The organism is Salinibacterium sp. TMP30 (assembly GCF_038397785.1).
Lineage (GTDB): Bacteria > Actinomycetota > Actinomycetes > Actinomycetales > Microbacteriaceae > Rhodoglobus.
On sequence record NZ_CP151642.1, the window covers coordinates 1096818 to 1120409 of the forward strand.

General features: G+C 59.7%; 23 protein-coding genes. 19 read left to right on the forward strand and 4 right to left on the reverse strand.

Annotated features, from left to right (window positions below; translation table 11 throughout):
- Positions 1-20: 20 nt before the first annotated feature.
- A complete protein-coding gene (locus AADH44_RS05355; protein WP_341954532.1) occupies positions 21-395 on the reverse strand; it encodes a DUF4870 domain-containing protein in 375 nt (124 codons plus the stop codon).
- A 106-nt stretch (positions 396-501) separates the two neighbouring features.
- Positions 502-900, reverse strand: a complete 399-nt coding sequence (locus tag AADH44_RS05360; protein WP_341954534.1) for a DUF4870 domain-containing protein — start codon at positions 898-900, stop codon at positions 502-504.
- A 212-nt stretch (positions 901-1112) separates the two neighbouring features.
- On the opposite strand from AADH44_RS05360, the gene hrcA reads away from it, so the two are divergent.
- From hrcA to leuA, 9 genes are all read left to right on the forward strand, one after another.
- Positions 1113-2135 (forward strand): heat-inducible transcriptional repressor HrcA, encoded by a 1023-nt coding sequence (hrcA, locus tag AADH44_RS05365; RefSeq protein WP_341954535.1) that lies wholly within the window; start codon positions 1113-1115, stop codon positions 2133-2135.
- A 23-nt stretch (positions 2136-2158) separates the two neighbouring features.
- A complete protein-coding gene (gene dnaJ, locus AADH44_RS05370) occupies positions 2159-3259 on the forward strand; it encodes a molecular chaperone DnaJ (protein ID WP_341954537.1) in 1101 nt (366 codons plus the stop codon).
- 9 nt (positions 3260-3268) lie between these two features.
- A complete protein-coding gene (locus AADH44_RS05375) occupies positions 3269-4000 on the forward strand; it encodes a 16S rRNA (uracil(1498)-N(3))-methyltransferase (RefSeq protein ID WP_341954539.1) in 732 nt (243 codons plus the stop codon).
- A 17-nt stretch (positions 4001-4017) separates the two neighbouring features.
- Positions 4018-4368 (forward strand): histidine triad nucleotide-binding protein, encoded by a 351-nt coding sequence (locus AADH44_RS05380; RefSeq protein ID WP_341954541.1) that lies wholly within the window; start codon positions 4018-4020, stop codon positions 4366-4368.
- Between the two features lie 79 nt (positions 4369-4447).
- Positions 4448-5422, forward strand: a complete 975-nt coding sequence (locus AADH44_RS05385; protein WP_341954543.1) for a PhoH family protein — start codon at positions 4448-4450, stop codon at positions 5420-5422.
- Position 5423: 1 nt separating this feature from the next.
- Entirely contained in the window at positions 5424-5885 is a 462-nt protein-coding gene (gene ybeY / locus AADH44_RS05390; protein ID WP_341954545.1) for an rRNA maturation RNase YbeY, read from the forward strand.
- Between the two features lie 6 nt (positions 5886-5891).
- Positions 5892-7202 (forward strand): hemolysin family protein, encoded by a 1311-nt coding sequence (locus tag AADH44_RS05395; protein ID WP_341954547.1) that lies wholly within the window; start codon positions 5892-5894, stop codon positions 7200-7202.
- Entirely contained in the window at positions 7199-8098 is a 900-nt protein-coding gene (gene era, locus AADH44_RS05400) for a GTPase Era (RefSeq protein ID WP_341954549.1), read from the forward strand. Before AADH44_RS05395 ends, era begins: the two co-directional genes overlap by 4 nt.
- A gap of 221 nt (positions 8099-8319) precedes the next feature.
- A complete protein-coding gene (gene leuA, locus AADH44_RS05405; RefSeq protein WP_341954551.1) occupies positions 8320-10092 on the forward strand; it encodes a 2-isopropylmalate synthase in 1773 nt (590 codons plus the stop codon).
- Positions 10093-10167: 75 nt separating this feature from the next.
- Here the strand turns inward: leuA and AADH44_RS05410 are convergent, their stop codons facing one another.
- Positions 10168-10824 (reverse strand): TRIC cation channel family protein, encoded by a 657-nt coding sequence (locus AADH44_RS05410; protein WP_341954553.1) that lies wholly within the window; start codon positions 10822-10824, stop codon positions 10168-10170.
- 688 nt (positions 10825-11512) lie between these two features.
- Between AADH44_RS05410 and recO the strand changes: the two genes are divergently transcribed.
- The 7 genes from recO to AADH44_RS05445 all read left to right on the forward strand — a co-directional run bounded on the left by recO (position 11513) and on the right by AADH44_RS05445 (position 18787).
- The gene (gene recO / locus AADH44_RS05415; RefSeq protein WP_341954555.1) at positions 11513-12241 is read left to right on the forward strand and encodes a DNA repair protein RecO; all 729 of its coding nucleotides are present in this window, start codon (positions 11513-11515) and stop codon (positions 12239-12241) included.
- Positions 12238-13050: an isoprenyl transferase gene (locus tag AADH44_RS05420; protein WP_341954557.1), complete on the forward strand. Its 813-nt coding sequence runs from the start codon at positions 12238-12240 to the stop codon at positions 13048-13050. The genes recO and AADH44_RS05420 overlap by 4 nt, the downstream gene beginning before the upstream one ends.
- Before the next feature lie 81 nt (positions 13051-13131).
- Entirely contained in the window at positions 13132-13848 is a 717-nt protein-coding gene (locus tag AADH44_RS05425; protein ID WP_341954559.1) for an NUDIX domain-containing protein, read from the forward strand.
- A complete protein-coding gene (gene nadA / locus AADH44_RS05430; RefSeq protein ID WP_341954561.1) occupies positions 13835-15124 on the forward strand; it encodes a quinolinate synthase NadA in 1290 nt (429 codons plus the stop codon). The genes AADH44_RS05425 and nadA overlap by 14 nt, the downstream gene beginning before the upstream one ends.
- Before the next feature lie 2 nt (positions 15125-15126).
- Positions 15127-16710: an L-aspartate oxidase gene (gene nadB / locus AADH44_RS05435; RefSeq protein ID WP_341954563.1), complete on the forward strand. Its 1584-nt coding sequence runs from the start codon at positions 15127-15129 to the stop codon at positions 16708-16710.
- Positions 16707-17564, forward strand: a complete 858-nt coding sequence (nadC, locus tag AADH44_RS05440; protein ID WP_341954565.1) for a carboxylating nicotinate-nucleotide diphosphorylase — start codon at positions 16707-16709, stop codon at positions 17562-17564. Before nadB ends, nadC begins: the two co-directional genes overlap by 4 nt.
- Positions 17564-18787 carry a cysteine desulfurase family protein gene (locus tag AADH44_RS05445; RefSeq protein ID WP_341954566.1) on the forward strand — a complete coding sequence of 408 codons (1224 nt, stop codon included), beginning with the start codon at positions 17564-17566 and terminating at the stop codon, positions 18785-18787. Before nadC ends, AADH44_RS05445 begins: the two co-directional genes overlap by 1 nt.
- Here the strand turns inward: AADH44_RS05445 and AADH44_RS05450 are convergent.
- Positions 18757-19719, reverse strand: coding sequence for a LysR family transcriptional regulator (locus AADH44_RS05450; RefSeq protein WP_341954568.1), 963 nt, complete (start codon positions 19717-19719; stop codon positions 18757-18759). The two genes, AADH44_RS05445 and AADH44_RS05450, sit on opposite strands and share 31 nt — an antisense overlap.
- A gap of 81 nt (positions 19720-19800) precedes the next feature.
- Here AADH44_RS05450 and AADH44_RS05455 point away from each other — a divergent pair, with 81 nt between their 5' ends.
- From AADH44_RS05455 to AADH44_RS05465, 3 genes are all read left to right on the forward strand, one after another.
- Complete coding sequence (locus AADH44_RS05455; protein WP_341954570.1) at positions 19801-20847, forward strand: aminotransferase class V-fold PLP-dependent enzyme; 1047 nt, start codon at positions 19801-19803, stop codon at positions 20845-20847.
- 55 nt (positions 20848-20902) lie between these two features.
- Positions 20903-22288, forward strand: a complete 1386-nt coding sequence (locus tag AADH44_RS05460) for a glycine--tRNA ligase (protein WP_341954571.1) — start codon at positions 20903-20905, stop codon at positions 22286-22288.
- A gap of 318 nt (positions 22289-22606) precedes the next feature.
- The gene (locus tag AADH44_RS05465; RefSeq protein WP_341954573.1) at positions 22607-23497 is read left to right on the forward strand and encodes a hypothetical protein; all 891 of its coding nucleotides are present in this window, start codon (positions 22607-22609) and stop codon (positions 23495-23497) included.
- Positions 23498-23592: the final 95 nt, after the last annotated feature.

Below are 23592 nucleotides of genomic sequence, written 5' to 3' on the forward strand. Positions count from 1 at the left end.
GTGAGGGTGGTGGGTTCGAGCTACTTAATAAAGGCAAATGTGAGCGGATAGCTGTAGGCCTGCCCATTGTTTGCGGCGATTGCGGCGATGATGCTGAAGATGACAATGATTACGCCGATGGCGAGAATGATCAAGACTCCGATGCCCGCGATCGAGAGGATTCCGCCTAAAAAGAATCCGATATACATGGTGATCTGAAAGTTCAGTGCGGTGCGGGTGTGCGCGCGCACGAAGGGACCCCGGTCCTTGAAGACGAGGTAGCCGACTAGCGCGGGAATGAATGCGAAGAAGATTCCACCAATGTGAATCAACGTCGACCAGAGCTTCTCGTCGCTCGGACTCATCGGTTGGATCGGTGCGTACGGAGAACTGTTGGGGGGTGTGGAGTCTGACATGACTCCATTAAAGCCTGCATCGGGCAAAAGCGTGCATTGGGCAAAAGAATGGCCCCGAGAGCCTAAGCTCCCGGGGCCGAGTCTTAATTGGCTACTAAATTTTGTGTTACTTGACGAGGCGAAGTGCGAAGGGGTAACGGTAGCTCGTGCCGTCCTTGGCCTTCGTGAATGCGATGATCGAGTAGATTACGCCGACCGCCCAGATTGCGAAGCTGAGCAGGCCCTGGATAATTGCGAAGAGGCCGAAAGTCACAATGGAGAGGATCAAGCCGAGGATAAACAAGGCGACCTGTGCGATCGCCAGTGTGATCTGGAAGTTCAGCGCTTCCTTGGCTTCTACATTGGTGAAAGTGCCGCGGTCCTTGAAGATCAGCCAGATGATGAGTGAGGGCAGGAAGCTGAGGATTCCGCCCAGATGAGCGAATGACGCCCACTGGTTGTCCTCAGCCGTTGTCAGTTGCGCTGCCGGCTGCGGTGCGGCGGGCTGCGGATTTGCGTCAGTCATGTGTTCGTGCCTTTCAGGTGAACGAGGGAAGTTCCCGGGTTTCATCAAAATGCTCGGTGTAACACCTGAGCATGTCCCCGGAGGGGTAGCGCCCAAGTACAGACACACGCTAGCGCTAAAGACTCGCGCGGTGCAACGGGTGTGTCGTGGTGTGTCGAGTAAGATTGGCAGTCGAACGGATTGAGTGCCAATCAAGAGAGGTGGGTGGTGGCATGGTTTCCGCCCGCGGACTTGATGTGCTTCGAGTCATCGTGCAGGACTACGTTGCTACGCGCGAGCCTGTCGGATCCAAGTCGATAGTGGAGCGTCATTCTTTTGGCGTGTCTGCAGCAACGATTCGCAACGACATGGTTCTGCTTGAAGATGAAGAGCTGATTGCCGCGCCCCACACCTCGTCTGGTCGCGTGCCCACCGATAAGGGCTACCGGATGTTTGTAGACCAGCTTGCCGATCTGCGGCCCCTCACAAGCGCCCAACGTCAGGCGATCGAATCTTTCCTGGGCCAAGCAGACGACCTTGACGATGTTCTTGCCCGCACGGTGAGGATGTTGTCCCAGCTGACAAACAGCGTCGCGCTCGTACAGTATCCCTCGCTGGCAACCGCTCGGGTGCGTCACATTGAGTTGGTCCGACTGAGCACTTCGCGCATCATGTCGGTGTTCATTACAGATTCTGGCCGCATCGAACAACGGCTTCTTGATGTTTTCGAGCCCCTTGATGATGTGTTTCTTGGCGAAATGCGGGCAAAGTTGAACTCCGCTCTGAATGGGCAGTCGCTGCCGGAAGCGGCGGAGCGGCTCGCGAATTTTGCCGACATTTTTCCTGTCGAACGCCAACCGATTGTCAGTCAGGTGGCATCCAGTCTGGTTGAGCAGGTCTTGGCAAACCGTCATGACAAACTCGTATTAGCGGGCACAGCAAACCTTGCGCGAACTGAGCAAGACTTCGCGGGGAGCATTTTTCCCGTACTTGAGGCAATAGAAGAGCAAGTTACTTTGTTACGTCTCTTTGGAGAGATGCAGGTAACTAGCGGTTCTGTGTCTACTCGCATTGGGCGCGAGAACGCAGAATTCGGACTTGAAGAGACGTCTGTCGTTACGGGTGGGTATTCCTCGTCGGGCGGAGGCGTCGCGCGATTGGGTGTGTTAGGCCCAACTCGCATGGACTATTCGAACAATATGGCGGCAGTTCGCGCAGTAGCGCGGTACCTGTCACGACTTTTAGAAGACAACTGAGCTCGTAAGGAGCAATCGGAACTTTGGCAGATCACTACGAAGCACTCGGCGTTGCGCGCGAGGCCACGCCCGAAGAAATTAAGAAGGCGTACCGCAAGCTCGCTCGAGAGTTGCATCCCGACGTCAACCCCAGCGCCGACGCGTCTGAACGATTCAAGACAGTCACGCACGCCTATGACGTCTTGAGCGATCCGCAGCAGCGTCAGCAGTACGACATGGGAGGCAGCGGTGGCGGTTTCGGCGGCGCAAATTTCGGCTTTGGCGACATTTTCGAAACCTTCTTCGGCGGTGGCGGTGGCGGTCAATCGGTCGGGCCTCGTTCACGACGTGAGCGCGGTCAGGATGCCCTGCTGCGCGTTGAGGTGAGCCTCAAGGACACGATGTTTGGCGTATCGCGCGATATCGAGGTCAACACGGCTGTGCTGTGTGAGACCTGTGAGGGTAGCTGCTCGGCACCGGGCTCTTCACCGGTGCGCTGTGACATTTGTCAGGGCAGCGGTCAGATACAGCGCCAAGTACGCAGTCTTTTGGGTAACGTCATGACCTCGAGCCCGTGTGGAACGTGCCGCGGCTACGGCAACATCATCGTGAACCCCTGCGCCACGTGTGCAGGACAGGGCCGAGTGCGTGCGCAGCGCACCATTTCCGTGGACATCCCGGCGGGTATCGAAACTGGGTTGCGGTTGCAGATGCCCGGCCAAGGTGAAGTCGGGCCGGCGGGTGGACCCAACGGTGACCTCTTCCTGGAGATAAAGGTTCGTCACCACGACGTCTTTAGCCGCTCCGATGATGATTTGCTTGCGACCGTCGAGGTTCAGATGCTCGATGCGATCTTGGGCACCACCGTCACCCTTGACGGCTTGGACGACACAGTCGAAGTGCATATTAAGCCCGGCACGCAGAGTGGCGAAGTGCTCACCGTTAAAGAGCGGGGGATCACGAGCCTGCGCGGTGGCGGTCGAGGTGACCTGCGACTGGGCATCCAGGTGGTCACTCCGACCAAGCTGAGTGGCGCAGAGCAGACGCTCGTTAAGCAGCTCGCGGCGATCCGCAAGAACAAAGCGCCAGAGTTTGCTGAGTTCCAGCAGGGACTCTTTGCGAAGTTGCGCGACCGGTTCCTGTAGGCGAACACAGTGGCTCATCTCTATATCGATGAAGAACTCGACGACGCGAAGGTCGGCGACACTGTTTCGCTTACTAAGGCGGAGGCGCGCCACGCGGTAACAGTATCGCGACTTGCCGTCGGAGAAACTGTCGCGATTAGCAACGGCGCAGGGCTCACCGTTTCTGGGCGAATAACCACCGCAGAACACACCGAGCTCAGCATCGAAGTTGCCGAAGTGCAGCACGCTGCCCGAAACACTCCCGCTGTGTTCCTTGCGCAAGCGCTCGCAAAAGCGGACCGAGATGACCTCGCCGTTCAAGTCGCCACCGAGCTCGGCATCGATGGCGTAATTCCGTGGTCGGCTGCGCGCAGCATTTCGCGTTGGCAGGGCGCAAAGGTTGCCAAAGGCCGCGACCGTTGGGCAGCAATCGTGCGCGAGGCGAGCAAGCAATCGTTACGCACCTGGTTGCCCGACGTGCTTGATCTCGTCACGACGAAGCAACTGGCCGCGTTCGCTTCCAGCACCCGGATGCTCGTGCTCGAGCCAACCGCAACCGAGACCATCTCCGACCTTGTCGTGGATGATCGCGACATTGTGCTCGTCGTCGGACCCGAGGGTGGCGTGGCAGATCATGAGCTCGAGCTATTGACGGCGGCCGGAGCATCCACGGTTCGACTGGGTAGTGAAGTTCTGCGCACGTCAACGGCGGGCCCTGCGGCGCTTGCGGTCCTTAACGTCAAGCTTGGTCGCTGGGGCTAGAGGTTTAGGCTAGAGCTATGTCTGATTCCCCTTCGATCTTTACTAAGATCATCGCTCGCGAGATTCCCGCGGATATCGTCTTCGAGTCAGATTCCGTAATCGCGTTTCGCGATATCGCGCCCCAAGCGCCTGTGCATCTGCTCGTCGTTCCTAAGACCGAGGAGTTTTCCAATGTTGCCGAGCTTGCCGCAGGCAATCCGGCATTGCTGGCTGAGCTGGTTTCGGTGGCACAGCAACTGGCCGATGAGCACACGCAGAGTGAGTACCGATTGATTTTCAACACCGGCGAAAGTGCCGGTCAAACCGTGTTCCACGCTCACGCTCATGTGCTCGGTGGACACCTCGAGGAAGGCACCCTTGGTCATTAGTGACTCCGAGTCCGTAGGCAGTGAGAAAGCACATCCCCCCGAGCGCGATAGCGTATCGATTGAAGTAGATGGCGTAGCCATGGTGCGGCTGCTAGGCCCACACGATCGACTGTTCCGCGTGGTCGAAAGCAAGTTTCCGGATGTCGAAATGCACGTTCGGGGAAACCAGATCACCTTGAGTGGCGACTCCGTTTCAGTCGCAGCCGCCCACGAACTCGTGGAGGAACTCGTCACAATGGTGCGCGGCGGACACGACCTCGGCACGCAAGAGGTCGAATCGTCGGCGAGCATCCTGCGGCAGAGTCAGGGCAGCCCGAACCTGTTGCTTGGCCAAACGATTCTGACCGCTCGTGGCAAAGCCATTCGGCCCAAGACCTTGGGGCAGTCGCAGTATGTCGAGGCGATGGACAACAACACCATCGTTTTCGGGATCGGCCCGGCAGGAACAGGCAAGACCTATCTTGCGATGGCAAAGGCCGTCCAAGCCCTGCAGCGCAAAGAAGTCGACCGCATTATTCTGAGTCGACCGGCGATTGAGGCTGGAGAGCGACTGGGCTTCTTGCCCGGTTCCCTCACTGACAAGATTGACCCGTACCTTCGGCCACTCTACGACGCGCTCAACGACATGATGGATCCAGAGCTGGTACCTAAGCTTCTGGCCGCTGGCACCGTTGAGGTTGCTCCTCTCGCCTACATGCGCGGGCGCACCCTCAACAACTCGTTTGTTGTTCTTGATGAGGCCCAGAACACCACCCCAGAGCAGATGAAGATGTTCCTGACACGGCTGGGGTTCGACTCGAAGATGGTCATCACGGGCGACGTCACCCAGGTCGACCTGCCCGAGGGTGCGAGTGGGCTCAAGCTCGTCTCGAACGTGCTCACAGACATCGACGACATCCATTTCTCTGAGCTCACGAGTGCCGACGTCGTGCGTCATAGCCTGGTTGGCCGGATTGTTGACGCGTACACAACGTACGATGCCGAGAAGCAGCGCGATGACTATTACCGCAAGAACCGACCGCGCGCTCGAAGCCGCAACCACGAGGGACGTTAGCGTGTCTATTGAGATCAACAACGAGTCGGGCATCGACGTAGACGAACACGCGTTTCAGCGACTGTGCACCTTCGCTCTCGACCAGCTTCATGTGCATCCGGATGCCGAACTAGGCATTGTGTTTGTCGACGAAGCAGCCATGGAGCAGCTTCACGTGCAGTGGATGGACGAACCCGGCCCCACCGACGTTCTCAGTTTTCCGATGGATGAATTGCGCCCCGGAACCGAAGAACGCCAGACCGCCGCTGGGCTGCTCGGCGACATCGTGGTGTGCCCCCAGGTTGCGATTTCGCAGGCAGAGACCGCAGGGCATCCGCCACTTGATGAAATGCTGTTGCTGACCACGCACGGACTGCTGCATTTGCTCGGATTCGACCACGCGGAACCCGACGAAGAAAAAGAGATGTTTAGCCTGCAGCGCGAAATTCTGTTGGGCTTTGCCCTTGCCGAACGAAGCCGGTAGCCGCTCATGCTGAACGGCATCTTCATCACCGCCGCGATCCTGCTAGTTTCGCTCGGTGGTTTGCTTGCAGCGGCCGACTCCGCACTGACAGTGCTCAGTCGCAGCGATCTGGTTGAACTTTCGGGTCGCAGTCGGGCGAAGAAATCCATTCTCGCGATCTCCCACGACTTGGGCGCTCACTTTAACGCGCTTAACTTCATGCGAATCGTGCTCGAAACCACTGCGGCCGTTCTCGTGACGCTAGTGCTCGCTGCCGTGTTCGAGCAGTGGTGGCTTGCGCTGCTGTTCAGCGCACTCATCATGACGGGCGCATCATTCGTTCTAGTCGGCTCCAGCCCTCGAAGCGTTGGGCGTGCCCACTCGCGCAAAGTGATCCAGATCGCTGCACCCTTGGTGCGCGGCATCCGCGTGATCTTGGGCCCCATCGCCGACGCCCTCGTCGCTATCGGTAACCGCGTGACCCCCGGTAGGCCACGAACGGCAACCTTCTCTAGCGAAGAACAACTGCTGAGCATGGTGGATGAAGCCACCGAACATGAAGTTCTGGATCAGGAAGATCGCGACCTCATCCACTCAATTTTTGAGTTCAACAGCACAGTGGTACGTGAGGTTATGATTCCGCGAACCGACATGGTGACGGTCGATGCCGATGTGACTGCGAGTGCGGCAATGGGGCTGTTCCTCAGTCGCGGAGTTTCACGAGTTCCGGTTATCGGTGAAGACATCGATCAGGTTATGGGCGTGCTTTATCTTCGCGACGTTTCCCGGGTGGTCTACGAACAACCCATTGAGGCCGACAAGCTCACGACTCGAGAGCTGGCTCGCCCCGCCCTGTTCGTGCCGGAATCACAGCGCGCCGACAGCCTGCTGCGTCAAATGCAGCTCGAATCGAATCATCTTGCGATGGTTGTCGACGAGTACGGCGGCATCGCAGGGCTAGTCTCATTGGAAGACCTCATCGAAGAACTCGTCGGCGATATCTCTGACGAGTACGACCGTGAGGTAGCAGAGTTCGAAGAGCTCGCTGATGGCACGTTCCGGGTGAGCGCGCGATTGCCGATCGATGAACTGGGTGACCTGTTCGGCCTCGAACTTGACGATGACGAGGTCGACTCTGTCGGCGGTCTGATCATGAAAACTTTGGGCCGGCTGCCCGAGAGCGGTGCGGTAGCGCACTATTCCGGACTGGTACTCACAGCCGAGCGTACCGAGGGGCGACGCAAACGCATCAGCACGGTGCTTGTCGCTAAAGACCCCTCCCTTGACAATCAGCACGACTCAACCTCGGATGAACGAGAGAACGGTGAATCACAGTGACCGACGTCAGTGAGTTCAGAGCAGGATTTGTGACCTTTGTTGGTCGACCCAACGTCGGAAAGTCGACGCTCACTAACGCGCTCGTTGGCGAAAAGGTGGCCATTACCTCGTCGAAGCCGCAAACAACGCGACGCGCGATTCGTGGGTTGGTTCACCGGGAGGACGGTCAGCTGATTATCGTTGACACCCCCGGTATGCACCGCCCGCGCACCCTGCTGGGCGAGCGACTCAACTCGATCGTGCAAGACACTCTGGGCGAAGTAGACGTGATCGGGCTGTGCATCCCCGCCAACGAAAAGATTGGTCCTGGCGACCGCTACATCAACGAACAACTCGATTCGTTTCCCCGCGCAAAGAAGGTGGCAATCGTCACCAAAATTGACGCCTCATCGCGACCGGGTGTCGCAGAGCAACTTCGTGCCGTGAGTGAACTGCGCGACTGGGACGAGATCATCCCTATTTCGTCGTTTGACAGCATCCAGCTCGACATTTTGGCGACCGAACTCGTGAAACTGATGCCCGTGTCGCATGCCCTCTACCCTGATGATGCAGTCACTGACGAGTCAACCGAGTCGCGTGTTGCGGAGCTGATTCGCGAAGCTGCGCTCGAAGGCGTTATGGACGAACTGCCGCACTCGATCGCGGTCACTATTGACGACATGATCGAACGCGAGGACAAAGACTTGCTCGAAGTATTCGCCAACATCTTTGTTGAGCGTGACAGCCAGAAGGGAATCATCATCGGCAAGGGTGGCGAGCGCTTGCAGGATGTCGGAGCTCGCGCACGTGCGGAGATTGAGAAGCTCGTGGGCAAGCAGATCTTCTTGTCGCTGCGGGTGAAAGTTGCCAAAGAATGGCAGCGTGACTCCAAGCAGTTGGGTCGTTTGGGCTTCTAGTGCCCGCTCTGATCGCGGCACGGCTGTGGGATAACGGTTGGGGAACCACTCGCTAATCTGCGCTCAGGCAGTGCTATTCTGAAATGGTGTTGTTCGGTCTGCTCCTCCTTAGCTGCCGCGACGAGTCCTAATCCAGGCCTCACTCGTCGCGGAGTTTGTCATTGGCTGACCAGATCCGTAACGAGTGGCCCACAAGGCCTTGAGAGCAGCAGGAGCACCAAATGAAGAACAATCAGTCCGCATCCTCGATGCCGATCCACAAGTACCGTCCGTTTCACGAGATCATTTCTGTTGATCTGCCGGACCGCACGTGGCCCTCGAAGCGCATCACTAAGGCACCGCGCTGGTGTGCCGTCGATCTTCGTGATGGCAATCAGGCGCTGATCGACCCGATGAGCCCCGAACGCAAGCGGATCATGTTTGATCTGCTTGTCAACATGGGCTACAAAGAGATCGAGGTTGGCTTTCCCTCGGCAAGCCAGACCGACTTCGACTTTGTTCGTTCGCTCATTGAAACTAACGCGATCCCGGATGACGTCACCATTCAGGTTCTCACTCAGGCCCGTGAAGAGCTGATCACACGCACCTACGAGTCGATTAAGGGTGCCAAGCAGGCGATCGTGCACCTGTACAACTCCACGAGTGTGCTGCAGCGTGATGTGGTGTTCCGCAAAGACCGTCAGGGCATCATCGATATCGCACTGACTGGCGCGCGCATTTGTAAGGCTTCCGAGGCAATGGTGCCCGAGACCGACGTCTACTACGAGTACTCGCCAGAGAGCTACACGGGCACCGAGCTCGAGTTCGCTGTTGACATCTGCAATCAGGTGCTCGAAGTATTCCAACCCACTCCTGAGCGCAAAGTCATCATCAACCTTCCCGCAACGGTCGAGATGGCAACCCCCAATGTTTATGCAGACTCCATTGAGTGGATGTCGCGCAACATCAACCACCGCGAGAACGTTCTCATCTCGCTGCACCCGCACAACGACCGCGGAACCGGCATCGCAGCAGCCGAACTCGGCTACCTAGCCGGTGCCGACCGCATCGAGGGCTGCCTTTTCGGCAATGGTGAGCGCACCGGAAACGTTGACCTCGTTGCATTGGGGCTGAACCTATTCACGCAAGGCATTGACCCTCAAATCGATTTCAGTGATCTCGATGAGATCCGTCGCACTGCTGAGCACTGCAACCAGTTGAAGGTGCACGAGCGCAGCCCGTGGGCTGGCGACCTGGTTTACACGGCCTTCAGCGGATCGCATCAGGATGCGATCAAGAAGGGCTTTGAGGCGATGGCCGCTCAGGCTGAGCGCGAGGGCAAGCACGTTGACGAGTTGGTGTGGGCTGTTCCTTACCTGCCGGTGGACCCGAAAGACTTAGGCCGCGGCTACGAAGCTGTTGTTCGCGTCAACTCGCAATCGGGCAAGGGTGGCGTTGCCTACCTGTTGAAGGCAGACCACAGCCTCGATCTGCCGCGCAAACTGCAGATCGAATTCAGTGGTGTCGTGCAGTCAAAAACTGACTCTGAGGGCGGCGAAGTTTCGAGCGAGCAAATCTGGACCTCGTTCCAAGATGAGTACCTGCCGGCATCCGCCGATCAGGTCGACCAAAAGTGGGGTCGCTACGAATTGCTCGCCACGCGCACAACAAGCGCCAACGACGGAGAAGTGAGCCTAGAGGCACGGTTGCGAGTTGATGACACTGAGATCGACACCAACCACAGCGGTAATGGCCCGATCGATGCTTTCTTGAACACGCTTTCTGAGCAGGGAGTCGACGTAAAGCTCTACGACTACGTTGAGCACACGATGGGTGCCTCAAGCAACGCGCAGGCCGCGGCCTACGTTGAGCTCGATATTCACGGTCAACGTCTATGGGGTGTTGGCATCGATGGCGACATTTCGCGGGCATCGCTCAAGGCAATTGTCTCGGCCGTCAACCGTTGGGTGCGAGCAACACACACTGCCCCCGAACCAGAACTGGTCGCAAGTTAGCTCACGCGCTTTCGCGAACACACACGCCTCGTAGCCCCGTGCTGTGGGGCGTCTGTGTTTGCTGCAGTGGAGGTCTTACGGCCGACGGAACTTCGGCATGCCGCTGATGGTGCGCTGCTCGGGTAGCGTCCAATTGAAGAGCACCGCCAATACGCGCACGCCCACCGTGAGAGCAACACAGATAGAGGCGGCGAGAAATACGGGAACGTCGAAGCTCCGCATGACGACGAGGCTCGTCGTTCCGACGGTTGCGGCGACCGCATAGAGCGAACCGACGTGCATGAGCGCGATGGGTAGCGAGAGCAGCATGTCGCGAAGAATGGATCCTCCAACCGCGGAGATTACGCCCACGAAAATTGCGGGAACTTCGGGGAGCCCGAGCGAGAGAGCCTTGGTGGTGCCGATCGCGCCGAAGAGACCGATGGTCAGCGCATCCAACACCGTGATTAGTGGGCCAAGGCGGGCAATCAGCCGCTCAAGCAGCATTCCAAATAGTGCGGCACCCGTGACGACCACCAAATACCAGTTGGTTGTGAGCACAGCGGGCACTTCAGAAAGCACGACATCGCGGATGATTCCGCCGCCGAACCCCGTCGCGATTCCGATAATCGCGATGCCCAAGAGATCGAGCCTGCGGTCACGAAACTGAGAAGCGAACATGGCGCCCTGCATCGCACCGACGCCAACGGCAAGCAGTCCAGCCAACAGCGGGATCTCGAATGTCTCATTCACGGACTATTCGTACCATGCCGGATCCGCGCTCAGCTGTTGTGCTGAAGGCAAGCCTGCAATCGACCTGCTGAGAGAAGTGAAAGGTGGGAAGACGCGAGCAGCGATAGAGGGCTCGGGAATGGAGGCGGCGCATCGCGCATGCATCCTCGACCCGGCCGTACGCTGCTGCATCCTCGAAAACTCAGGAGAATCTGCGCGGGTGGCGCCTCGATCCCCGCAAACTGGTAAGGCGACACATCAACGCGCCTAAGTTTCCTGAGTTTCCGAAAGGGAGCGGTCAGCATCCGAAAAGTGAAGGCCAGGGTTCACTGGCGGCTCGAGGGTAACCCTGCAAAAACGGGTCGCAACAAAAAGTGGAGAACACTGAGATGCGCCAGTGGATTCCTCACTCGACGTCCGTCAACTTTTTATAGAGACGCCGCGGCGATCACCGGCGTCCTCCACGCCGCCCGCGCGGAACTAGGCGCAAGCCTCCAGCAGTCCATGCCACCATCGAGTGAACCGCAAGAACTGACCTCTGAGGCTCACGTTGCGCGATGCGCGTGGGGGCGAACAAGTTGCGACGATCCACTGGTCATGCAAAACCCAGGACGGCGTGGTGATGATTCCACTTCTTGGGCCCACAACTGCCGAGTAGCCGCGGGCCGTCGCTCAGCGAAATAGCTGCGGCACGGGGGATACTTGAGGGGTGCCTACCTATCGTGATGAAGCCGTCGTGCTGCGCACCCACAAACTGGGTGAAGCAGACCGCATTGTCACAATGCTCTCGCGCGAGCACGGCAAGATCCGTGCGGTAGCCAAAGGTGTTCGTCGCACGGCGTCAAAGTTTGGGGCGCGACTGGAACCATTCATGGTTGCCGACATCCAGTGCTATATCGGTCGCAGCCTCGACATCATCCAGCAGGCCGAATCTTTGGGCTCATATGGTGCAGAGATTACGGCAGACTATGCGAGCTACACCGCCGCGAGCGTGATGGTCGAGACTGCGGACAAGGTCACGGATGACGACGGCTCGCTTCAGCAATATCTCCTGCTGGTGGGCGCGCTTCGTTCTCTCGCGCGGCGCGAGCACAACCCGAGTCTGACGCTTGATTCGTACCTGCTGCGCAGCCTCTCAATTGCCGGGTGGGCGCCAAGCTTTGTCGACTGTGCCGTCACGGGGGCGCTAGGCCCGCACTCGGTTTTCGTTGCACAGTTGGGTGGTGTTGTCGCCGACGAGGTTGCCCCGCCAGGCTCGCCGCGACTCAACGCAGACACGCTTGAGTTGCTGGGTGCCCTGCTTGCCGGCACTTGGGATGTGGCAGAAGCATCTGATGAACGTTCGCGTTCTCACGCTAGCGGCGTCGTTGCCGCGTACACGCAGTTTCACTTGGAGCGCAGTCTTCGCTCCATTCAGCATGTGGATCGGAGCGCATGAGCCGCGTAGCAAAAACTCACAAAGATGCCGTCGAATTTCGTCCGCTCGATTGGACGGGAATCCAGCCGCCTCAGCTACCTAAGGGCGCTGTTCCTGAGCACATCGCAATTGTCATGGACGGCAATGGCCGCTGGGCTAATGCGCGCGGCCTGACGCGAGTGGAAGGCCACAAAGCAGGCGAGGCGAGCCTGCTTGATGTGGTGGCCGGCGCCATCCAAATTGGGGTCAAACACATCAGTGTTTACGCGTTCTCGACGGAGAACTGGAGCCGTTCACCCGAAGAGGTGCGCTTTCTTATGGGATTCAACCGCGACGTTTTGCATCGTCGCCGGGATCAACTTAATGAGTGGGGTGTGCGCGTGCGGTGGGCTGGCCGACGCCCCCGGCTGTGGACCTCGGTGATCAAAGAGTTGCAGTTCGCCGAGAAGCTCACGGAGCAGAACAGCACTCTCACTCTGACGATGTGTGTGAACTATGGCGGCCGAACCGAGATTGCGGATGCCGTGCGCTCAATCGCTGACGATGTTGCGGCAGGCACACTGAAGCCGTCTGCGGTCTCGGAGAAGCTCATCCAGAAACGTCTCTATCAACCTCAGCTTCCCGATGTTGACCTCTTTGTGCGCTCGTCGGGGGAGCAGCGGATGAGCAACTTCATGCCCTGGCAGAGTGCCTATGCCGAGATGGTGTTCTTAGACACGCTCTGGCCTGATTTCACACGGGAGCAGTTGTGGCAGGCGATCGAGATCTATGCGCGTCGCACACGGCGCTTCGGTGGAGCTGTCGATGCTCCTGATACCTCTCCCCGCTAACCTTCCGTTCGTTTTGGTCACAGTGACTGTAAGGTGTATTCTGTGTTCAGGTCACGAGGACTCTTACAGAAAGGGGCGGCGATGCAGAAGAACAAACAGCGAATTTCGCTCGCGGTCTCTACCGTGATTTTTGCACTGCGCCCCATCCCGGAGTCCGGCGAAAGCGCGCTCTGGATCCCCTTGGTGCGCCGCAACCGAGAACCGTTTGCTGGCCAGTGGGCGTTGCCCGGTGGCTGGGTCGATAACGACGAAAGCCTTGCGGATGCCGCGGCTCGCAACTTGCTCGAGACCACAGCGCTTGAACCGGCCTACCTTGAGCAGCTCTACGCTTTTGGTGACGTAGAGCGTTCGGTCAGCAGCAGAGTGGTCTCGATCATCTACTGGGCGCTCGTTCGCCAAGAGGAGGCGGACCGCGCGACGGAGGGTGAGAATGTTCGCTGGTTCGCCGCTGATGATCTTCCTGAACTGGCCTTCGACCACAACGTCATCATCGACTACGCCCTCTGGCGTCTGCGCACCAAGATGGAATATTCGCGCATCGCCCGCGCATTCCTCGGGGAAACTTTCACACTGAGCGAGTTGCGGCTCGTGCATGAAGCCGTGTTGCAGAGGCAACTCGACCCGGCTAACTTCCGCCGCCAAATCGAAAATTCGGGCTCACTGGTGCCCACCGACCACGTTGTCTCGGGTGGGCGTCACCGGCCGCCGAGGCTATACCGCTATGACGAGGGTGTTGAGCTCGTTGACAACGGCCCGCTGGGGCACACAAAGACAGGGAGCACTCGTGTCATCAATTGATTCGACCATTCAGCGCATCGTCAAGACCGGAGGAGGCGAAACCTGTGCTCCTGAGCTGGCGGATGGTCCCTGGACCTTTGACCTCGGCGTGCCCAGCTACGGACCCGGCGCGTCGATGGGCGATGTCATCCCCACCGGCGCACCTCGTCAGGGTCAACTTCCTGTCGAGTACCAGAAAGCATCCAACGAAGACCTCAACGCCCGCATCGTTGCTGCAAAAGCGACCCTCGGCGATCGTGCGGTGATTCTCGGCCACTTCTACCAGCGTGACGAAGTGGTGGAGCACGCCGACTTCCTCGGCGATTCGTTCCAGCTTGCCAATGCGGCACAGACCGTGCCGAACGCTGAAGCGATCGTTTTCTGTGGCGTGCACTTTATGGCCGAAACCGCAGATATCCTCGCCCGTTCCGATCAGGCAGTGATTCTGCCCAACCTCGCCGCGGGGTGTTCAATGGCTGACATGGCCGACATCGACTCGGTGGAAGAGTGCTGGGAGCAACTCACGGAGGTGTACGGTACTGAGCCGGATGCCGATGGCCGTGTGCCGATCATCCCCGTCACATACATGAACTCGTCTGCTGCGCTCAAGGGGTTCTGTGGCCGCAATGGTGGAATCGTCTGCACGAGTTCTAATGCCACAACAGTGTTGGAGTGGGCGTATGAGCGTGGGCAGCGTGTGCTGTTCTTCCCCGACCAACACCTGGGGCGTAACACGGCGAAGAAGATGGGCATCTCGACCGATCTGATGCCGATGTGGAACCCCAACAAGCCGCTCGGCGGTAACGATGCTGAGACACTCACCGACGCGAAGGTTGTGCTCTGGCACGGCTTCTGCAGTGTGCACAAACGCTTTAATGTCGGCCAGATCGAGCAGGCGCGCGCAGAGTACCCCGGCGTTCGCGTGATCGTGCACCCCGAGTGCCCGATGCCGGTTGTGGATGCCGCAGATGAGGCGGGGTCGACCGACTACATCCAGAAGGCTGTTGCTGCAGCGACGGAGCCCACGACCTTCGCGATCGGCACCGAGATCAATATGGTAAACCGTCTTGCAGCCCAGTATCCGCAGCACACGATTTTCTGCCTTGACCCGGTGGTGTGCCCCTGCTCGACCATGTACCGCATTCACCCCGGTTACCTCGCCTGGGTGCTCGAGGGGCTCGTTCGTGGTGAAGTACTCAACCAGATCACTGTTGCTGATGACGTCGCAGAACCAGCGCGGGTTGCTCTCGAGCGGATGCTCGCCGCCAAGCCCCCGGCCGCGACGAAAGAGGCTTAACCATGGCACGGGTCATTGTTGTCGGCACAGGAATTGCGGGGCTCATCACGGCCTACCGTGCGAGCGCCCACCATGATGTGGTTCTCGTCACGAAGGCAGAACTCGCAGAGAGCAATACGAAGTATGCCCAGGGCGGTATTGCTGCGGTGCTGTTTCCCGATGACTCGGTCGCTAGCCACGTTGCTGACACGATGCGTGCTGGTGCCGGACTGTGCGAGCGGGATGCCGTCGAAGTGTTGTGCAGTGAAGGTCCGCTTCGGGTGCAAGAGTTGATTTCGCTCGGTGTTGAGTTCGACCGCATCAACAATGGTGAGCTTGCGCGTGGCCACGAAGCGGCCCACTCCTCGCGCCGCGTTATTCATGCCGGTGGGGACGCCACGGGGCTCGCGATCGAGGTTGCGCTGCTGCGGGCGGTTCGCGCCCTCGCGGTCGAAACGTACGAGTACACGTTCATGCGGGATCTGGTCACCGAAACCGACGCCGATGGCAAACCCCGCGTTACCGGCATCGATGTCATCGCTCGCGACGGTAACTCGCGCGTCATTGACGGCGACATTGTTGTTATCGCCAGTGGGGGAGCAGGCCAACTCTACAAGCACACCACCAATCCTTTCGTGACGACCGGTGATGGTGTGGCGGCCGCGTACCGCGCCGGCGCTGCACTCGCCGATGTCGAATTCTTTCAGTTTCACCCCACCTCGCTTGCCGTCCCGGGCAACCCGTTGGTCTCTGAAGCAGTGCGGGGAGAAGGGGCAACCCTCCTCGATGAACACGGCAAACGCTTCATGTTTGAGGTACACCCGGATGGTGAGCTCGCACCGCGCGACGTTGTTGCCCGTGGCATCGCCCGCGCCATGGCGAAGCAGGGCGGTCGACCCATCATGCTCGACGCCACCGCTCTCGGCACCGAGTTCCTTGCCACGCGGTTCCCGGGAATTACCGAGGTGTGCAAAGAGCACGGCTTCGAGTGGGGAACCGAACCTATTCCTGTCACGCCTGCCGCTCACTACTGGATGGGCGGCATCCGCACCGACATCTCGGGCCGCACGAGCGTGCGCGGACTCTATGCAGTCGGAGAAGCATCCTGCACCGGTGTGCACGGAGCCAACCGCCTTGCCTCGAACTCCCTACTGGAGTCGTTGGTGTTTGCTTGGCGTGCGGCCGACGCGCTCAACGAGCCACAGCGTGCGATCGAGGTAGACGCTCTGGAACCCCAGTGTGAAATTACCGGCAAGGAACCGTTCACTCGCGATCAGTTGCGAGAACTCATGTGGACTCATGTCGGTCTCGAACGCGACGCAACCCGACTCGAGGAAGCCGCGGCGATCCTCGCGAGCTGGCATGCCGACTCCACCACCGTAGAGAGCGCAGAAAACGCGAATCTTCTCGACCTTGCGCGACTCGTTGTTGTTGCCGCCCTCCGTCGCAAAGAGTCCCGTGGTGCACACGAACGCACTGACTATCCCGAGACACGTGACGAGCTCGCGTATTCCACACGCTGGGCAGCAGTCAATGTGGCGGGCGACTTCATCCCCGCCGAAGATCGCATTCCCGTAGAAGATCACGCAGAAACGGCGACTCGATGAACGAACTGCTCGTCGATGACGTGATCCGGATGGCGCTCGCAGAGGATGCGCCGTGGGGTGATATCACGAGTGAGGCCTTCGTGCCCGAGACCGCGGTCGCTACAGCGGTGCTCAATGCCCGCGAGCCCGGCGTAGCAAGCGGCCTCGACGTGTTCGCCCGCACCTTCCTGCTCGTGGATGCCCAAGCCCAAGTAACGCTCCAGGCCAGTGATGGCGACACTTTCACCGCAGGCCAGCAACTGGCTACCGTGTCAGGTAACGCACGCGCGGTGTTCCGGGCGGAGCGCATCGCCCTCAACCTCAGCCAGCGGATGTCAGGAATCGCGACACAAACGGCGGCGTATGTTGCGCAAGTGGCGGGCTCTCACGCGCGCATTGTTGATACGCGCAAGACGACTCCTGGGTTGCGGGCTCTCGAACGGCATGCCGTGCGTTGTGGTGGCGGCCACAACCACCGCTTCAGCCTTTCGGATGCGGTGATGGCCAAAGACAACCACCTGGCGGTGCTCGCTGCTGAAGGAATTGACCTCGGTGAGGCTATTCGTCGCGCTCGCGCTCGCATCGGACACACCACCCACCTTGAGGTGGAGGTTGATCGCCTCGATCAGGTCGAGACAGTGATTTCTGCTGGTGTCGACACGATCATGCTCGATAACTTTTCACTCGATGACTTGCGAGCGGGCGTCGCCTTGGTTGCTGGTCGCGCCATTGTTGAAGCCAGCGGTGGAGTAAACCTCGATACGGTGGCGGCGATTGCCGCGACAGGAGTTGACGTGATCTCTGTGGGGGCTCTCACCCACAGCGTGCGTTCGCTAGATCTCGGTCTCGACATTGCGGTGAGTGCAGCCTCCTAATGATCTTTCTCGACTCAGCAGCAACGACACCCGTGCGCCGCGAGGTCTTGGAGGCAATGTGGCCGCTGCTCACGGGAGATTTCGGAAACCCGTCGAGCCATCACGAGTTGGGGGAGTCGGCGAAGCGTGCCCTTGATGGTGCGCGCACGAGTGTTGCGGCGGCGATCGGGTGCCGGGCATCCGATGTCATTTTCACGTCGGGCGGCACAGAGTCAGACAATCTGGCGATCAAGGGGTTGGCACTCGCTGAACCCCGGGGGCGACACATTGTGACGAGCGCGATTGAGCATGAAGCGGTGCTGGAGTCTGTTGACTATCTGAAACGTATCCACGGTTTCGAGGTCACCGTGTTGCCGGTGAACAGCGAGGGCGTAGTCGACCTGGAGAAGGCGCGGGCGGCACTGCGGCCCGACACGACTCTCTGCACAATCATGTACGCCAACAACGAGGTGGGTGTCGTTCAGCCGATTGCTGCGATAGCCGAACTGTGCCGGGAGCACGCCATACCGATGCACACGGATGCTGTGCAAGCCGCAGGCTGGCTCCCTCTCGGCCTTGCGATGCTTGGCGTCGATGCGCTCAGCCTGTCTGGCCACAAACTTGGTGCGCCCAAGGGCATCGGTGTACTTATCGTGAAGGGCCGCCGCAGCCTCGAACCTGTGCTGCATGGGGGAGGGCAAGAGCGTGGCAAGCGTTCCGGAACCGAGAATGTTGCCGGTGCTGTCGGCTTCGCCCATGCTCTAGCGCTTGCGGAAAGTGACCGTGTGGAGCGCGCAGAGCGCACGGCACGCCTGCGTGACGACTTCGTGGTTGACGTGATGACCCGAGTGCCTGATGCCATCTTTACTGGGCCCGCTCTGGACTCTGACGGAGGCGCCGACACTAATGTGATGCGCCAGACCGCGAGTGGCGCGTCCGCGTCCGCGTCCGCGTCCGCTCCCGAACGCCTCCCGAACAATGCGTCATTCTGTTTCCCCGGCACGAGCGGCGAATCCCTCCTGCTCGAATTGGGTCGCGCCGGAATTATCTGCTCAGCCGGGTCGGCGTGCGCAGTGGGCAGTGACGAGTCCTCTCACGTCCTGATCGCTTTGGGCCTCGGTGAGGCTATCGCGCAGACAGCGGTGCGCTTCAGTCTGAGTGGGGATACGACAGCGGAGCAACTCGCTACGGTCGCGGCTGAGATCGAGACTGCCTACCGTGCGGTGCGCTCGCTCTCGGGATAGTCCCGCAAACCCCAGGCCGCTCCGCCCAGCGCGGTAAGGGTCGCAATCGTCGTCGCAACGCTCGGGATGCGCGTAGCTCCCGGCTGAATCACATACTGAATCGTGCGCTCACTCGACGGCTGGGGGGCATGGATGCTCACGCCCTCCGGCAGCGTCAGTGACGACAGAGCCAACTGCGGGAGTAGAGCAACACCCAAACCCCGAGAGACAAAGCTCAGCACCGCCAAAGAGTTATCCGTCTCCAGCCCAATCTGGGGAGCAAAACCCTCAATATTGCAGAGGGCAAGCAAATGACCACGGCACAGCGCACATCCGGCAATCCAGGCGTCATCAGCCAGGTCGGCAAGGCTGACGCTATCTGCCGACGCAAAAGGGTGACTGTCGGGGAGCACAAGCACCACGGGCTCCGTGAACAATGGCACTGTCGTATGGCCGCCATCGCGAGAAAGATGTGGATCTGCTCGGTCTTCCGGATACGAGAACGTGATCGCCACGTCCGCGGCCCCATCCCGCAACAATTGCAGCGCTTGGGGCGGCTCCGCCTCCACATAGTTCACCGTGAGGTTCGGATGCTGCTGCCGCAGTTGACGGATCAACGGTGGAACCAGCGTCGACGACGCGGTCGGAAAGGCTGCGATGCGGACCGTTCCACTGGAGAGGCCCGCCAATTCTGCGAGTTCGGCGCTCGCGGCATCCACCGCATTGAGCACGGTGACGGCATGACTGGCGAGGGCTCGGCCTGCTTCGGTGAGTCGCACCCCACGACCGGAGCGAACGACGAGAGCGAGGCCGATTCTGGACTGTACTCGGGTGAGGTGCTGGCTGAGCGCAGGCTGACTGTAGCCCAGTGCGCGGGCGGCTTCGCTGATGGTGCCGTGTTCGGAAATGGCGCGAACGATGCGCAACGAGAGAAGGTCTGGAGTGGTATCCATCGTTCAAGCATAACTAGAAGTGATTGTTTATATCCCAATCATGCCCTTGTCGCATGAATGCCCTGAGAGGACTATGGAGTCATGACATCACCGGCCCTGACCCACGCGATCGAGAGCTTCGACAACCCGCGCGGGTACCTTTCGGCCGCCACGATGGGTTTACCTCCGCGCGCCGCCGTCGCCGAGATGACAGAGAAGCTGCACCAGTGGGCGTCGGCCACCTGCAACCCGATGAACTACGGCGACATCGTGGAGCGCACCCGGAGACACTACGCGCGACTCGTCGGCATCGAGCCCACCCGGGTAGCCATTGGCTCACAAACCTCGGTGATGGCGTCGCTCATTGCCTGCTCGCTTCCGGCCGGTTCCGAAGTGCTCTGTGTCGAATCCGATTTCACTTCGATCATTTTCCCGTTCCTCCAACACCGCGATTTCGTCGTGCGCGCCGTGCCGCTCGCCGAACTCGCCGACTCCGTGCGCGAGAGCACTGCGCTTGTCGTGTTCTCGCTCATCCAATCGTGCAATGGGAAAGTCGCCGATGTTGAGGCGATCACTGCAGCGGCATCCCGTCATGGAGCACGAACGCTGTGCGACATAACCCAGGCCGCCGGCGTCTACCCCGTGGATGCCACCCAGTTCGATGCGACCGTCTGCCACGCCTACAAGTGGTTGTGTTCGCCTCGCGGTGTTGCGTTTCTCACAATCTCCGAGGATTTTGCCCAGCACATCACTCCCGTTCAAGCCGGTTGGTATGCCGGTGAAGACGTGTGGAGCAGCGTCTATGGCACCGACATGACGCTGGCGAAAGATGCCCGCCAGTTCGATGTCTCGCCCGCCTGGCAAGCGTGGGTGGGTGCTGAACAATCCATCTCGATGTTTGCTGACCTCGACATTGCGGAGGTCTGGGAGCACTGCACCGGACTCGCGAACAAACTCTGTGACGAGCTCGGAATCGAACGGCAGAATCAGGCCATTGTGACGTGGCCGGATGCGAGTGGTGCCGATCTAGCCAAGCTCACCGCCGCGGGAATCACCGCTTCGGGTCGCGCCGGACGACTGCGCGCCGCCTTCCATCTGTGGAATACAGAAGAGGACGTTGCCGCGGTTATCGCAGCACTGCGCGTCTAGCTAAACTGGACACCCGCCGACCGTGCATCCAGCTCGGCTGACTATTGGAGTTTCTGTGGCTACGCCTAACCCCCTCGACGCCGTTATCAACCTCGCCAAGCGCCGAGGATTCGTCTTCCAATCGGGAGAGATTTACGGCGGTTCACGCTCCGCCTGGGACTACGGCCCGCTGGGCACCGCTCTCAAAGAGAACATCAAAAAGCAGTGGTGGCAGACCATCGTTCAGGGTCGCGACGACGTCGTAGGCATTGACTCGGCCGTCATCCTTCCCCGCAAGGTGTGGGAGGCATCCGGGCACGTCGAGGTCTTCTCTGACCCGCTTGTGGAATCTCTGCACACCCACAAGAGGTACCGCGCCGACCACCTTCTCGAAGCGTACGAAGAGAAGCACGGCCACCCGCCGGCCAACGGGCTTGCCGACATCCGTGACCCTGACACCGGTCAAGCCGGATCGTGGACCGAACCGCAAAACTTCTCAGGCCTGCTCAAGACGTTCCTCGGCCCCGTCGACAACGAAGAGGGCATGCACTATTTGCGCCCCGAGACTGCTCAGGGAATCTTCACCAACTTCGCCAACGTCATGGGCGCTGCACGCATGAAGCCGCCGTTCGGTATCGGACAGGTCGGTAAGTCGTTCCGTAACGAGATCACTCCCGGAAACTTCATTTTCCGCACCCGTGAGTTCGAGCAGATGGAGATGGAATTCTTTGTCGAGCCCGGCACGGATGAAGAGTGGCACCAGTACTGGATCGACGAGTCGATGAAGTGGTACACCGATCTCGGCATCAATCCCGAGAACCTGCGCTTCTACGAGCATCCAGACGAGAAGCTCTCGCACTACTCCAAGCGCACAGTGGATGTTGAGTACCGTTTCCGCTTCGCCGGCAGCGAATGGGGTGAGCTGATGGGTATCGCCAACCGCACCGACTTCGACCTCCGTACACACTCCGAAGCATCGGGTGCGGACCTGTCGTACTTCGACCAGGCCAAGGATGAGCGCTGGACTCCCTTCGTAATCGAGCCCGCCTTTGGACTCACCCGCGCGCTCATGGCGTTCCTCATTGACGCCTACGCCGAAGATGAGGCACCCAATGCCAAGGGCGGGGTCGACAAGCGCACCGTGCTGCGTCTCGACCGTCGTCTCTCGCCGGTGAAAGTTGCTGTTCTGCCGCTCTCGCGCAACGAACGCCTCTCGCCGCTGGCGCGCAGTGTTGCCGCTGACTTGCGCAAACACTGGAACGTGGACTTCGATGATGCGGGCGCAATCGGCCGTCGCTACCGTCGTCAAGACGAGATCGGCACGCCATTCTGCGTCACTATTGACTTCGATTCGCTCGACGACAATGCGGTGACGATTCGCGAGCGTGACTCGATGGAGCAGAAGCGTATACCTCTGGACGAACTGCGCGGCTACCTCGTGCAGGAGCTCATCGGCTGCTAAAAGCTTCGCGGGGCCCAAAGCAGATTTTGCCGAATGCCCCGCGCCCGTGGCGCGGCCTTCCAGCGCTCCCGCTGGCCCCAGCGCTCCCGCTGCGCCCAGCGTTCCTGTTGCCCAGCGTTCCCCTTTCCGCGGAAACTCAGGAGAACCGAGGGCGCGGCGCTTTCCGCCCCGCTGGCTACCGACAGGCGCTGCAGTGATCTCGCCAATTTCCTGAATTTCCGAAGCTGGCGGCTACTCCACAGCTGCACCACCCGGGGTAACTCCACCGATCAATGCTGCTTCTCATCGGCCGCCAACTTTCACCTCGATGCTCTTTGCATGACGGACATTCAGGCACTAGTCAACGGGCTGGGCGGACTCGCGCAAAAACGCCAGCTTGTGGCTCGAGGTGCACGAGACTGCGACCTGACCCGGGCGGTCAGGGATGGGGCGGTGGCGAGAGCGCGCCAAGGCTGGTACACAACGGTGGACGTCTCGGCCCCGCGGGTGAGAGCAATTCGCGTGGGCGGACGACTGACCGGGATATCCGCCATCAAGGATTGGGGTGGTTGGGTTCTTGGAGAGCACCCGCTTCACGTTTCGGTTCCGCAGAACGCGGCACGATTGCGCAATCAGTGGAACCGAAGGAAACCAATAGGAGCACGCCGCGGAGTACGTGTGTATTGGGATCCGCCATTCACCAGCGAGCGCGGATCAATCTGGCACGTCAGCGCGGCTGAGGCCCTTCGGAGAGTGGCAGTAGAAGAGGATCTTGAAACAGCGGTTGCGGCTATCGATTGGGCCTTATTCACTGGGCGGATTGACCAGTTCGACTTCGAAAAGTTGATACTAAGCCTGCCTCGACACAAACAATGGATCAGGTCCTGGGTGGATGGCAGGTGCGAAAGCCTTCCGGAAAGCCTCGCCCGCACGCGATTGAGGCTTGCTGGTCACACCGTTGAGATTCAGGTCGCCGTCGGGAGGAAGCGAATAGATATGGTCATTGACAATATTGTCGCACTCGAGATTAACGGGAAACAGTTCCATGCGCACACCTTCGAAGAAGACCATCTGAAAAGCATCGAAATCACGATCGTTGGTTTTCACGCGATGAGTGTGAGCGCAAATATGGTGTTCACTCAGTGGGAACTCTTTTCCCGAGCGGTCAGCGTGGCGCTGGGATCCCACGCCCCGCGCAACTTCGGAAATTCAGGAATTCCGCCCGGATGAGGAGCGCCACTCCTGTGATAGCAAGTGCGCCCAGCCGCACTTGTCGGAGATTCCTGAATTTCCGAATTTTCGGATGGAGCAACAGGGAATACCTC

Coding starts and splice junctions, on each gene's coding strand:
- AADH44_RS05395 (WP_341954547.1), top strand. CDS start 5,892: ATGCTGAACGGCATCTTCATCACCGCCGCGATCCTGCTAGTTTCGCTC.
- AADH44_RS05385 (WP_341954543.1), top strand. CDS start 4,448: ATGGTGCGGCTGCTAGGCCCACACGATCGACTGTTCCGCGTGGTCGAA.
- hrcA (WP_341954535.1), top strand. CDS start 1,113: ATGGTTTCCGCCCGCGGACTTGATGTGCTTCGAGTCATCGTGCAGGAC.
- AADH44_RS05455 (WP_341954570.1), top strand. CDS start 19,801: ATGACATCACCGGCCCTGACCCACGCGATCGAGAGCTTCGACAACCCG.
- AADH44_RS05445 (WP_341954566.1), top strand. CDS start 17,564: ATGATCTTTCTCGACTCAGCAGCAACGACACCCGTGCGCCGCGAGGTC.
- AADH44_RS05355 (WP_341954532.1), bottom strand. CDS start 395: ATGTCAGACTCCACACCCCCCAACAGTTCTCCGTACGCACCGATCCAA.
- AADH44_RS05380 (WP_341954541.1), top strand. CDS start 4,018: ATGTCTGATTCCCCTTCGATCTTTACTAAGATCATCGCTCGCGAGATT.
- nadB (WP_341954563.1), top strand. CDS start 15,127: ATGGCACGGGTCATTGTTGTCGGCACAGGAATTGCGGGGCTCATCACG.
- AADH44_RS05450 (WP_341954568.1), bottom strand. CDS start 19,719: ATGGATACCACTCCAGACCTTCTCTCGTTGCGCATCGTTCGCGCCATT.
- nadC (WP_341954565.1), top strand. CDS start 16,707: ATGAACGAACTGCTCGTCGATGACGTGATCCGGATGGCGCTCGCAGAG.
- AADH44_RS05360 (WP_341954534.1), bottom strand. CDS start 900: ATGACTGACGCAAATCCGCAGCCCGCCGCACCGCAGCCGGCAGCGCAA.
- leuA (WP_341954551.1), top strand. CDS start 8,320: ATGAAGAACAATCAGTCCGCATCCTCGATGCCGATCCACAAGTACCGT.
- AADH44_RS05465 (WP_341954573.1), top strand. CDS start 22,607: ATGACGGACATTCAGGCACTAGTCAACGGGCTGGGCGGACTCGCGCAA.
- AADH44_RS05420 (WP_341954557.1), top strand. CDS start 12,238: ATGAGCCGCGTAGCAAAAACTCACAAAGATGCCGTCGAATTTCGTCCG.
- AADH44_RS05425 (WP_341954559.1), top strand. CDS start 13,132: ATGCAGAAGAACAAACAGCGAATTTCGCTCGCGGTCTCTACCGTGATT.